Below are 12,509 nucleotides of genomic sequence, written 5' to 3'. Positions count from 1 at the left end.
ACACGTATCCCGGCACCCAAATCATACAAGAGAAATCATTATTGTGCAGCCACCACTATTTTCTTGCGGCCACGTAACCTTTGTCGGCGCGCCAAATGCGGGCAAATCGACCCTACTGAACCGTCTGCTGGATCACAAGCTATCGATTGTCACCCCAAAACCGCAAACGACAAGAAAAAAAATTACCGGAATTTACCATGACGACCGGAGCCAGATCATTATTCTCGACACTCCCGGCATCATGGACCCAAAGCAATCGCTGCACGAATCGATGCTCGAAATCACCCGGCGCTCGCTCCGGGAGTCAGATGTCATTGTCGCGCTCATCCCGTTCCAGAAAGGCGACGAACCCATCGACCGGAAATTCGCCAGCGAACTGATCGAACAGTGGGTGAAGCCTACAGGCAAACCCTTCGTCATCGCACTGAACAAAGCCGACCTCGTGCCGGAAGAGACCGCCAAAGAGGCGCAAACGGAGATCATAAGCAAGTACAAGCCCGTGGCGACGCTCGCCCTGTCAGCCCTCACCGGCGGCAACATACCAGAGCTGGTCGAGCTGCTCAGGCCACTGTTACCATTCGACGAACCGATCTGGCCGGATGACATTCTCAGCACCGAGCCGGAGCGCTTTTTCGTCGGCGAGATCATCCGCGAAAAAATCTTTCTGCAATACGGGCGCGAAATTCCCTACTCAACCGAGGTAGTCATCGATGAATTCAAGGAGCAGCACGAAAACAACCCAAGCCGCAAGGAGCTGATCCGCTGCTCGGTCATTGTCGAACGCAACAGCCAGAAGCAGATCATCGTCGGCCAGAAGGGCGCGGCCATCAAAAAACTCGGCCAGGCCGCTCGCAAGGAAATAGAAGAACTCCTTGACCGACCGGTGTACCTCGAAATTTTCGTGAAGGTCCGCCCCGACTGGCGCAAAAAAAAGAACCTCCTCAAAAGCTACGGCTACTGAAAAAAAGCGGACATGGTTGACAGGAAAACCCTTTCAACTTTGCCCACAATACCCGCCAAGTCCATTTTACTCTTTCTCCCCTTCCATCCTAAACGGAAAGACCCCTTCACAAATGGAAGGGGTCTTTCCGGCTTTGGCTGTAACAACCATATGAAAAAAAAATCAGCGGCCTTTCGGCTGCGGCTCCAGCTCGGCGCTGGCGGCCTCGATCTCTTTTTTCTCGTTCGGGTGAGCCTGAAGATACGCTTCGATCTCCTCTTTGCTCTTGTCCTTGAAGTACTCGAGCGCCGAGAGAATGATGCGTTTGTTCTCCTTATCAAACTCGATGACGCGGAGCGGCAGCTCGTCGCCGATCTTGAAGGAAGAGTGAATGTCCTTCACACCGCCTTGCAACAGGTGCGACACCGGCACGAAGCCATCGACTTCGCCGGGGAGAATGACGATGACGCCCTTCTCGATGATCTGCGAAATCGCCCCGGTACACTCGGCGCCGACGGCATACTTCTGCTCAAACTCGCCCCAGGGATCGTTGTTGATCTGCTTGTGGCCAAGCGCAATGCGGCGTGCGTTGACGTCGAATTTCAGCACCTTGACTTCGAGTTCCTGGCCTTTTTTGACCAGCTCGCTGGGGTGGCGGATCTTCTTGGTCCACGACAGGTCGGAGATATGCACCAGACCGTCAACGCCAGGCTCCAGCTCCACGAATACACCGAAATCGGTGATGTTGCTGACCGTGCCCTTGTGCAGCGAACCCTCAACATACTTCTCGGAGAGGGCGATCCACGGGTCTTCCGACACGCGCTTCATCGACAGCGACAGCTTGGTGTGCTCCTTGTCGATGTTGAGGATGACGACCTCGACCTCCTGGTTGAGCGACACGAACTGGCTCGGATGCTTGATATGCTGCGTCCAGCTCATCTCGGAGATGTGAACAAGACCCTCGATGCCCTTCTCGATCTCGACGAAGGCGCCGTAATCGGTGATGGAAACCACGCGGCCAGTCGCCTTGATGCCAACCGGATATTTGATTTCGATGTTTTCCCACGGATGGGCTTCGAGCTGCTTCATGCCGAGCGAAACACGCTTGGTGTTCTCGTCGAAGCCGACGACCACGACCTTGATCGGCTGGTCGAGCTCGACCACTTCGGACGGATGGTTGATCCTGCCCCAGGTGATGTCGGTGATGTGCACCAGACCGTCCAGACCGCCGAGATCGACAAAGATACCGAAATCGGTGATGTTCTTGACGGTGCCTTCGAGAACCATGCCGACCTTGATGTTGGCAAGCATCTCCTCGCGCTTGGCCGCATACTCCTCTTCGAGGATGACCTTGTGGCTGACGACAATGTTCTGGGTGACCGGGTTGATCTTGACGACCCTGAAGTCCATGGTCTTGCCGACCAGGGCATCGAAGTCGCGAACCGGCTTGACGTCGATCTGCGAACCGGGCAAGAAGGCCTCGACACCCGACAGGGAGACCGTCATGCCACCCTTGACGCGGTTGATGATCTTGCCATTGATGATGGTGTCGTTCTCGATTGAATCGTAAATCTTGTCCCAGATGCGAAGCACGTCGGCTTTCCTTTTGGAAAGAATAAGCTGCCCCATCTTGTCTTCGATGTTCTCGAGATAGACCTCGACATCATCGCCGACCTTGATTTCGTCATCGTCACGGAACTCGAGAAGCGAAACGATACCTTCCGATTTGAAGCCCACGTCGATGGTGACATCCTTGTTGGAGATCGAAACGATTCGACCCTTGACGATCTCCTCTTCACTGATCTCCGAAAGGGTGCTCGTGTAGAGCGACTCCATCTGCTCAAGCTCGGCTGGTTCGTAGTGAGCGAAAATCTTGACTTTTTTTCTGCCCGGCACTTTCGGCTTCGGCGTTTCCAGCGTTGTTGTTTCTGACATTAATGTTTTCCTTCCTCTCTGATGATTTGCCGTCAGTCGCGAGAGATTTCGGCTGCCGGTTTTTATGGTTATGAGTTATGACACGAAAGAACACTGTTCACATTCAAAGGCAACAGGCCATCACAGGCTCTGCTGCTCCACAATTTTATTGACCAGATCGTACACGACGTTGACCTGTTCGTCGATGGTCATATTCGAAGTATCGAGCAGAACCGCATCGGGATGACGTTTGAGCGGCGCGTGGGTGCGCTGCTCATCATCGCGATCGCGCTGCTTGATCTCTTCTTCAAGCGCCTCGACAGAGGGAACCGCCGCGCCGCCAGCCTTAAGCAGAAGCTCGGCATGACGCCGTTTGGCGCGCTCCGCCGGATCGGCAATAAGAAAAATTTTCAGCTCGGCGTCGGGGAAAATGACGGTGCCAATATCGCGCCCATCCATGACGATGCCGCGTTTCCGGCCCATCTCCTGCTGAAGCTCGCGGAGTTTGTCACGAACCGGCTTGAGAGAGCTGATGAAACTGACCTCGCGGCTGACCCGGTTCTCCCTGATCGCTTCGGAGACATCCTCACCATCAAGAAAAACCCGCTGCCCTTGAAAGCCGATGGTGATCGTCTGAAGGAGTTCGGCAATGCGGGTCTCATCTTTCCGAATCTCGTCGAGCAAACCTTCACGAAGCACCTTGAGGGTCACGGAGCGGTACATGGCTCCGGTATCGATGTAGGTGTATCCGAGCCGGGCCGCAAGAATTTTGGCGGTCGTGCTTTTACCGGATGCTGCCGGACCGTCTATGGCGACGATGATCGGTTTCTTTTCGATAGGGCTCTCCAATGCATTTTAAAATAGCCTGTAATTGTAAAAAATTAATTTGCTTTTTCCAAACGAATTGATTACATGTTAAAACCGTTTTTCTCAACAAACATCTCCGCCCATGTCACTTCGCTGCGGCATTGTCGGTCTGCCCAATGTCGGCAAATCGACGCTGTTCAATGCTATCACGGCCAAGCAGGCCGAAGCCGCCAACTACCCGTTCTGCACCATCGAACCCAACGTCGGCACCGTGCTCGTGCCCGATCCGCGCCTCAGTGAACTCGCCCGCGTCGTCAAGACTCCGGTGATCGTGCCTGCGGTGCTCGAAATCGTCGATATTGCCGGTCTGGTCAGAGGTGCCAGCAAGGGTGAAGGACTTGGCAACCAGTTCCTCTCGCACATCCGCGAGGTTGACGCGATCATTCACGTGGTACGCTGCTTCGAGGATCCGAACATCATCCACGTCGAAGGCAAAATCGATCCGGCGGGCGACATCGCCACCATCGAGACCGAGCTGATGCTGGCCGACCTCGACAGCATGGAAAAGCGCATCGACAAATTGCGCAAGGGTGCCCGCAAGGAGAAAGATCAGCAGGCGCTGGTCGATCTGGCCGAGAAGATCGTGGCCGGACTCGGCGAGGGCGTGCCGGTGCGCAGCATTCTCGAAAACGACGAAGAACGCGCCATGGCGAAACAGTTTTTCCTCATCACGGCAAAGCCGGTGCTTTTTGCCGCCAATGTGGCTGAAACCGACCTGCCTGATGGTAACGAGCATACCGCAACGGTGGCGAAGATAGCAGCAGAGAACGGTTCGAAAATGCTCATCATCAGCGCCAAAGCCGAAGCGGACATTGCCGAGCTGCCCGAAGAGGAGCGTCCGGACTTCCTCGAAAGCCTCGGCCTCGAAATGTCGGGCCTCGACCGCCTGATCATGGCCGCCTACAACCTGCTCGGCCTGCACAACTACTTCACGGCAGGCGTCAAGGAGGTTCACGCCTGGACGATCCGCAAGGGCGCCGCCGCTCCGGAAGCCGCCGCCGCGATCCACTCCGACTTCGAGAAGGGCTTCATCAGGGCCGAGGTGATGGCCTACGAAGACCTGATAACTCTCGGCTCGGAGCAGAAGGTCAAAGAGGCCGGCAAAATGCGCTCCGAAGGCAAAGAGTATGTTGTCAAGGATGGGGATGTGATTACTTTCCGGTTTAATGTGTAAGACGCCATGCCACAGCACAAGGTTTCATCTGACAGTCCTATCGGCATCTTCGATTCGGGCATCGGTGGTCTGACCGTCGTCAAGGCCGTGCAGGCCGCACTGCCCTCTGAGCGGATCATCTATTTTGGCGACACGGCTCGCGTACCGTACGGCTCGAAATCGCAGGTCACGATTCGGAAGTATGCCCGCGAGGACACCGAGCTGTTGATGAAGCACCAGCCGAAGCTCATCATCGTGGCGTGTAACACCGTGTCAGCGCTGGCGCTCGACGTAGTCGAGCAGACTGCCGGAGGCATTCCGGTCATCGGCGTGCTGAAAGCTGGCGCGGAACTGGCCGTGCAGAAGACGAAATCGGGCCGCATCGGCGTCATCGGCACCCAGGCCACCATCGGCTCGAACGCCTACACCTGCGCCATCCGCGAGGAGAAAGAAACACTCGAAGTTTTTCCGAAAGCCTGTCCGCTTTTCGTACCGCTCGCCGAAGAGGGCTTCATCGATCACCCTGCCACAAGACTTGTCGCCGAAGAATACTTGGCTGCCTTCACCGGTAAAGAGATCGACACCCTCGTGCTCGGCTGCACCCACTACCCGATTCTCCGCAAGATCATCGAAAGCATCACCGGGCCGGAAATCACCATCATCGACTCCGCCGAAGCGGTTGCCAGCAAAGCCGGAGAACTCCTCGCAGCTCGCGGCCTCTTGAACCAAAGCCCCGAAAAAGCGCTGCCGCATCTCATGGTCAGCGACCTCCCGCAGAAGTTCCGCGAACTCTACCGCCTCTTCATGGGCACCGAACTCCCCGACGTCGAGCTGGTAGGGATGTAGCCATTGCCTTTCCCATTTTAATCGTATCTTTTCCGGCAAAATCTGAACCTTGAAGGCGACGGCCTTACCATACCGGAGAGACCAGTGAAAATCAATCTTGACAGAACATCGTCCGGCTTCTGCATCGGCGTGCAGGGCACGATTCACGTTGCGGAAGAGAAACTCGCCCAGTCCGGCGAGCTCTACTGCCTCGGCGATGTGGTGCACAACGAGGTGGAGGTCAAGCGGCTCGAAGCGCTCGGCATGGAAACCATCGACATTCCGGCCTTCGAAGAGCTCCGGAATGCCGAGGTACTGATCCGCGCACACGGCGAACCGCCCTCGACCTACGAAACCGCACGGAAGAACAATCTCGCGATCACCGATACTACCTGCCCCGTGGTGGCAAAGTTGCAGAGGACCGCCAAAATGCTGCACCAGCTCGGTTACCAGGTGGTGATCTACGGAAAGAAAGTTCACCCAGAGGTGATCGGCATCAACGGCCAGTGCGATGACGAAGGGGTCGTCATCAAGCATCCCGACCTGTCGGATCCAGAGGAAATCGCCCCGCTCGACCTCAGCCGCAAAACAGCACTGATCTCGCAGACCACGATGGACGTGCCCGGTTTTTACGAGCTGAAGAGGAATCTCGAAAAGCTCTTCGCCGAACACGGCCACCGCAACCCCGGCACACAGAGCGGCGAGTGGATGGCCGTGCGCGACATCGACATCACCGCCGAAAAAACCGGCGCTCTCGCGATGCCGAAGCTGGTCTTCAAGGACACTATCTGCCGCCAGGTTTCGAGCCGCAACGGCAAGCTGCGCGATTTCGCGCTCGCGAACGACTGCATCGTCTTTGCGGCGGGTCGCAAAAGCTCGAACGGCCAGGTGCTCTACTCGATCTGCAAAGACGCCAATCCACACAGCTACTTCATCGAGGATGTGGATGAAATCCGGCCCGAATGGTTCGTCGGCGAAAACGGCAAACCGGTCGAAAGCGTCGGCATCTGCGGTGCGACCTCGACCCCCATGTGGCTGCTCGAAAAGGTGGCCAACTATATCGACAAGACCTTCGGCGATGGCTCCTCCAACCCGAACGCATGAACGCAACCACGAAATGATACCGACCATGAAATCCGTCAACCTCATTATCGATGGCCGCAGCGTGCAGGCGGCTCCGGGACAGACCATCCTCGAAGCGGCCCGCGAAAACGGCATCCGCATCCCGACGCTCTGCTTCCACAAAGAGATCGAAGCGACCGGTTCGTGCTGGATCTGCATCGTGGAGATCAAGGGCAAAAACCGCTTCATCCCCTCGTGCAGCACGAAGGTAAGCGAAGGGATGGTGGTCGAAACGAGCAATGCCGAGCTCGACGCCATGCGCCGCCAGAGCCTTGAACGGCTGCTTGCCCGGCACTGCGGCGACTGCCTCGCGCCGTGCGAGCTGGCCTGCCCGGCGGGTTGCGACATTCCCGGATTCGTCTCGGCCATCGCCAAAGGTAACGACCGCGAAGCGCTCGAAATCATCCGCCGCACCATTCCGCTGCCGGGCATTCTCGGTCGCGTCTGCCCCGCACCGTGCGAGGAGGCGTGCCGCCGCCACGGCGTTGACGAGCCGGTCTCGATCTGCGCCCTCAAGCGCTTCGCTGCTGATCAGGATATGGTTGAAGGATCGGGACTTCCGGAGCGCAAACCGGCCTCCGGCAAGCGCGTGGCCATCGTCGGCGCAGGCCCGGCGGGTCTGACCGCCGCTTGGTATCTGCTGCTCGACGGGCACGCGGTGACGGTTCTCGATGCGAACGAAAAAGCGGGCGGCATGATGCGTTACGGCATCCCGAAGTTCCGCCTGCCCGAAGCGGTGATCGACGCCGACGTCAAGCCGCTCGTGAAGATGGGCGCGGAGTTCCGCTTCTCGACCCTGTTCGGCAAGGACGCAAACCTGGAGGAATTGCAGCAGGAGCACGATGCCGTGCTGCTCACCATCGGCGCGAGCCAGGCATCGAAGCTCGGCATTCCGGGCGAAGAGCTTGACGGCGTACAGAGCGGCATCGGTTTCCTCGCCAATGTTGCGGACGGAAAAGCTGCCGCGCCCGGCAAGTCGGTGATCGTCATCGGCGGCGGCAACACAGCCATCGACGCGGCACGAACCGCCCTGCGGCTCGGTGCGGAATCGGTGACGATTCTCTACCGCCGCGGACGCGAAGAGATGCCCGCTAACCGGCTGGAAATCGAGGAGGCGGTCGCCGAGGGCGTCGAGCTTCGCCTGCTGGCCGCGCCGGTCGCGATTGAAAAAGGAGCGAATAGTCTTGTCGTCACGGCGGTCGAAATGCAGCTCGGCGAACCCGACGCGAGCGGACGCCGCCGCCCGGTTCCCGTCGCGGGATCGGAGTTCACGCTCCACGCCGACACGGTCATCTCGGCCACCGGCCAGCAGGTTGACCTCCCGGCTGAAGCGGCAGCGGGTATCGGCGTCGAGCGCAACGGAACAGTCAAAATCAATGGAGAATCTATGCTCACTGGCGCGGCGGGCGTCTTCGCGGCGGGCGACTGCGTCAGCGGCCCCGACCTCGCCATCAAAGCTGTCCGGCAGGGTCGCCTCGCCGCTGAAGCGATTGACCGCTACCTCAACGGCGGCGATCCGGCAGCAACAGGAATGTCGATGTTCAACTCATCGTACGGAGCGCGAGACAAGGCCCCGCACCAGTTCTACGACCGGGCGAGGCCTGCGGCACGGGTTGCCGTGCCGGAGCTTGAGGCGGAATCGAGACGCCAGAGCTTCGAGGAGGCGGTAACGGGGTACGATCCGGAAAAGGCGCGAGAGGAGGCCAAACGCTGCCTGCGATGCCGCTGCCAGGCGGTTGACGATTGCCGCCTGCGGAATCTGGCCACGGCGTTCGGCGTGGCAACACCGGCCACCGAAGAGGCCCACGAATACTTCAGCATCGACAGGTCAGGCGACATGCGTTTCGAACGGGAAAAGTGCATCGATTGCGGCATCTGCATCCGCACGTTGGAGTCGGCTTCGGCAGATGCAGTCACGATCCGGGAAGAGCTGATCGACCACTGCCCGACCGGAGCGATCAGCAGATAAGAGGGTTGATAACTCGCTTTTCTATCGTCAGTTATCCTCTTCTTTCCGAGGATGGTCTTCACTTTTGAAAAGCCAGTCGACCGCCTTCATCGCGCCCTCACCCTTGTGGACGGCCTGCTTTACCGACTTGCTCGCCTTTTCCGCTTTTTCGGCGGGGTTGCCGCCGTGCCAGCTTACCCAGGCAACGTAGAGAATGCCAAGGGCCGCCAAAACGATCAGAAAGCGCAGAACCCGCCGTGCAAACGAAAGCACAATCAAAAGCGAAAAGATCACCGCGATGCCAAGCACCACCGGATGAGCGGTCAGGTAGTTGATAATCGTAGTCATGGTTGGCAGGTCATAAATATTCAAACAGCACGGCGGCCACATGGCGTGAGGGCGAATCCGAGGAAAGCCGCCCCCGCGCCTCCCTGAGTTCGCGCCGCATCGACGACGATACGGCGTCATTACAAAGAATTTCCAGCACCTTCCTGCTGATGTTTCCGGCGTTCGCCTCGTGCTGGATCAGCTCTGGCACGGCCTGTTTTTCCGACAGCAATCCGCAGGCAACGATGTTGGCCAGCGCGATGTTGTGGAGCTTCACCAGCCGCTTGCCGATGAAATAGTTCAGCGGCGAGGTCTTGTAGAGCACCACCATCGGCACGGCGAAGCAAAGCGATTCGAGCGTCGCCGTACCGGAGGTGACCAGCTCCAGATCACTGTACCGCATTACTTCGTACGACGTGCAGTCGAGCGGCTCGATGCCCGCCTCTCGGAGGTACCGATCGTAGAGCGCTGGATCGATGTGCGGCGACCTGCCGAGCAGGAAGACGGTTTTGCCCTGCTCGCCGATGTGTTTTGCCGCGCCGAGCATTTCGGGGAAAATCTTCTCGATTTCCTGCTTGCGGCTGCCTGGCAGCAGTCCGACGATGCGGGCGTCGGAATCGATGCCCATCCGCGCGAGGAACTCAGGCTTGGGCGCGAACTTCAGCTCCGCCAGCTCCTCGACAACCGGATTGCCGACGAACTCCGCATCGATGCCATGGCGACGGTAAAACTCCACCTCGAAGTCGAAAATCACCAGCAACCGGTCAACGCAGGCGCGAATCTTCTCGACCCGCCGCTCCTTCCACGCCCACACCTGCGGGGAGATGTAGTAGATCACCGGAACCCCCTGTTTCTTCAGAAAAGCCGCCAGATGCAGGTTCATGCCGGGATAGTCGATGAGGAGCGCCGCATCGGGCTTTTCACGCACGATGGCCGCCTTGAGTTCGCGGATCGCCTTGCGCAGGAACGCCGCGTGTTTGAGCACCTCCACAAAACCCATGATGCTCATCTGGTCGGTGGTGTAAAGCAGTTCCGCACCAAGTTCGGCCAGCTTGCGTCCGCCGACGCCGAACACTTTCGTATCGGGCCGGGCCGCGAGCAGCTCGCGCACGGGGCCTGCCGCATGAAGGTCGCCAGAGACCTCACCGGCCAGAACGAAAAGCTTCCTTCGGCACGTCATCTGCGTTGATTGCATCATCGAACAGAAAACCGTATTTTGTGTCACGTTTGCGCTTCCGGATACCGGAAAAGGCCTTGGCCAGTCAACACCATTATATCAAATCTACTAGAGAATGCAAGTCAAATTCGGAACCGATGGTTGGAGGGCAATTATAGCCAAAGAATACACTTACGACAATCTCAAGCTGGCCGCTCTCGCTTCCGGAAAATATTTTCTCTCGCATCCGGACAAGTCAAATGGCGTTTGCGTCGGTTACGACACACGCTTCATGTCGAAGGAGTTCGCCCGCTACACCGCGGAGGTGCTCTCGTCGATGGGTCTCAAGGTTTTCCTCTCCAGCAGCTTCGTTTCCACACCGGCGGTTTCGCTCTATACCAGGGAACACAAGCTCGCCGGCGGCGTCATGATCACTGCCTCGCACAATCCGCCGATCTACAACGGGTTCAAGGTCAAGGCCTCCTACGGCGGGCCGGCGCACCCGGAAGTGATCGACGAAATCGAGAAAAATCTGTCCGGCATCGATCCCTCCACACTGGTAAAACCAGCGGAAAACCTGATCACCATGACCGACATCAAGTCGGAATATATTGCCTATCTCGAATCGAAGCTGGACCTGAAGCTGATCCGCGAGTCGGGACTGAAGATCGCTCACAACGCCATGTACGGTGCGGGTCAGGACATCGTCACCCGCCTGCTCGATGAATCGATGGTCAACTGCTACCACTGCTCGGTCAATCCGGGCTTCGACGGCATCAATCCCGAGCCGATTCCGCCATACATCACTGATTTCGTCGAGTTCTTCAAGGAAGTCGAGACCGACGTGGCGATCATCAATGACGGCGACGCCGACCGCATCGGGATGCTCGACGAGAAGGGAGAATTCGTCGATTCGCATAAGCTCTTCGCCATCGTCCTCAAATACCTTGTCGAACAGAAAGGCCAGCGTGGCGAAGTGGCCAAAACCTTTGCCCTGACCGACATTATCGACAGAATCTGCCAGAAACACGATTTGAAAATGCACCTGTTGCCGGTCGGCTTCAAATATGTCAGCCGCCTGATGACCACCAACGACATTCTCATCGGCGGCGAAGAGTCCGGCGGCATCGGCATTACCTCGTTCCTGCCCGAGCGGGACGGCGTCTATACCGGCCTCCTGATGCTTGAAATCATGGCACGGCGGCAGAAAACGCTTACCGGACTTGTCGAGGAACTGTATGACGAGTATGGCTTTTTCAGTTACAACAGGCTTGATTTGCGAGTAGCCGAATCGAAGAAAGCGGCCATTATCGAAGCAGCGTCCGGAGGCAAGCTGAAGAGCATCGCCGGTTATCCGGTCACCAGCTTCAACGACCTGGACGGCTTCAAATACCATTTCGAGGGCGGCTGGCTGCTCATCAGGGCCTCGGGCACCGAGCCGGTGCTCAGGATTTATTGCGAAGCCGATTCCACTGAAAAAGTGGAAAAAGTGCTCGCTTTCGCATCCAGACTCGCTTAAAACAGCGCAAGAAACCCGGCAAAATGGCGTCTTACCGTGCGCCCGACACCGAACAGTTCCGGAAAACGCAAAACGCTTGCGTTGATCTGAAAGACGACCCTGCGCTTTGTTTTCAAAGCGCAGAATTACCGGAAATTATTTTCGATTTGCCCTAACATTTGTCTATTGCAGCAGCAGGCGCCAACATCAGTGGACCGATCATTCAGCGAACTTGTCGCCGAACACCAAGACATGGTCGTCAACACCTGTTACCGCTTCGTTTTCAATCGTGAGGATGCCGAAGATCTGGCGCAGGAGGTGTTCATAGAGGTCTATCGATCACTCGACAAATTCCGTGAGGAGTCGAAACTCTCGACCTGGATTTACCGGATCGCGGTCACCAAGTCGCTGGATCACCTGCGCCGCTTGAAACGCAAGAAACGGTTCAGCTCGCTCAAACGAGTCATCGGAATCGATGATCCGGCAGACTCGATACCCGCAGCCAGCAACGATAACCCTGCCGACGTGCTCGACAGCAAGGAACGACTCAGCGTACTGCAAAATGCGCTCGACGGCTTGCCCGACAACCAGAAAACGGCGTTCCTTCTGAGCAAGCAGGACGGATACAGCAACCAGGAAATTGCCGATATCCTCCAGACAACCATCCCGGCTGTCGAGTCGCTGATTCACCGGGCAAAAAAAAATCTGCAATCACGTCTTGAACGCCATTACCGCTCAGGTAACTGAGTGCTCCGTTCG

The 12,509-nt window shown here is 57.5% G+C and carries 11 protein-coding genes; 7 read left to right on the top strand and 4 right to left on the bottom strand.

What is annotated here, in order from left to right; genetic code table 11:
• Positions 1-43 precede the first annotated feature (43 nt).
• A complete protein-coding gene (gene era / locus AYT24_RS01430) occupies positions 44-961 on the top strand; it encodes a GTPase Era (protein ID WP_010931981.1) in 918 nt (305 codons plus the stop codon).
• Between the two features lie 162 nt (positions 962-1,123).
• Here the strand turns inward: era and rpsA are convergent, their stop codons facing one another.
• Positions 1,124-2,875 carry a 30S ribosomal protein S1 gene (gene rpsA, locus AYT24_RS01425; RefSeq protein WP_010931980.1) on the bottom strand — a complete coding sequence of 584 codons (1,752 nt, stop codon included), beginning with the start codon at positions 2,873-2,875 and terminating at the stop codon, positions 1,124-1,126.
• Between the two features lie 120 nt (positions 2,876-2,995).
• Positions 2,996-3,703 (bottom strand): (d)CMP kinase, encoded by a 708-nt coding sequence (gene cmk / locus AYT24_RS01420; RefSeq protein WP_010931978.1) that lies wholly within the window; start codon positions 3,701-3,703, stop codon positions 2,996-2,998.
• A 100-nt stretch (positions 3,704-3,803) separates the two neighbouring features.
• Here cmk and ychF point away from each other — a divergent pair, with 100 nt between their 5' ends.
• The 4 genes from ychF (at position 3,804) to AYT24_RS01400 (ending at position 8,790) form a co-directional block, all read left to right on the top strand.
• The gene (gene ychF, locus AYT24_RS01415) at positions 3,804-4,895 is read left to right on the top strand and encodes a redox-regulated ATPase YchF (RefSeq protein ID WP_010931977.1); all 1,092 of its coding nucleotides are present in this window, start codon (positions 3,804-3,806) and stop codon (positions 4,893-4,895) included.
• A 6-nt stretch (positions 4,896-4,901) separates the two neighbouring features.
• On the top strand, positions 4,902-5,720 hold the full coding sequence (murI, locus tag AYT24_RS01410; RefSeq protein WP_010931976.1) for a glutamate racemase: 819 nt from the start codon (positions 4,902-4,904) through the stop codon (positions 5,718-5,720).
• Positions 5,721-5,804: 84 nt separating this feature from the next.
• Positions 5,805-6,803 carry a 4-hydroxy-3-methylbut-2-enyl diphosphate reductase gene (locus tag AYT24_RS01405; protein WP_010931975.1) on the top strand — a complete coding sequence of 333 codons (999 nt, stop codon included), beginning with the start codon at positions 5,805-5,807 and terminating at the stop codon, positions 6,801-6,803.
• A gap of 25 nt (positions 6,804-6,828) precedes the next feature.
• A complete protein-coding gene (locus AYT24_RS01400) occupies positions 6,829-8,790 on the top strand; it encodes an FAD-dependent oxidoreductase (RefSeq protein WP_010931974.1) in 1,962 nt (653 codons plus the stop codon).
• Between the two features lie 27 nt (positions 8,791-8,817).
• On the opposite strand, the gene AYT24_RS01395 is transcribed toward AYT24_RS01400, so the two are convergent.
• Together AYT24_RS01395 and lpxB are read right to left on the bottom strand one after the other, a co-directional pair.
• A complete protein-coding gene (locus tag AYT24_RS01395) occupies positions 8,818-9,117 on the bottom strand; it encodes a hypothetical protein (RefSeq protein ID WP_164926829.1) in 300 nt (99 codons plus the stop codon).
• A 10-nt stretch (positions 9,118-9,127) separates the two neighbouring features.
• The gene (gene lpxB / locus AYT24_RS01390; RefSeq protein ID WP_010931972.1) at positions 9,128-10,276 is read right to left on the bottom strand and encodes a lipid-A-disaccharide synthase; all 1,149 of its coding nucleotides are present in this window, start codon (positions 10,274-10,276) and stop codon (positions 9,128-9,130) included.
• A 112-nt stretch (positions 10,277-10,388) separates the two neighbouring features.
• Between lpxB and AYT24_RS01385 the strand changes: the two genes are divergently transcribed.
• The gene (locus AYT24_RS01385; protein WP_010931971.1) at positions 10,389-11,771 is read left to right on the top strand and encodes a phosphoglucomutase/phosphomannomutase family protein; all 1,383 of its coding nucleotides are present in this window, start codon (positions 10,389-10,391) and stop codon (positions 11,769-11,771) included.
• 189 nt (positions 11,772-11,960) lie between these two features.
• Positions 11,961-12,497: an RNA polymerase sigma factor gene (locus tag AYT24_RS01380; protein WP_010931970.1), complete on the top strand. Its 537-nt coding sequence runs from the start codon at positions 11,961-11,963 to the stop codon at positions 12,495-12,497.
• Positions 12,498-12,509 lie beyond the last annotated feature (12 nt).

This window comes from Chlorobaculum tepidum TLS, from assembly GCF_000006985.1.
In the GTDB taxonomy this organism is placed as follows: domain Bacteria; phylum Bacteroidota; class Chlorobiia; order Chlorobiales; family Chlorobiaceae; genus Chlorobaculum; species Chlorobaculum tepidum.
The sequence above is the reverse complement of the archived record's forward strand: the minus strand, read 5'-3'. Positions and strand labels throughout refer to the sequence as shown.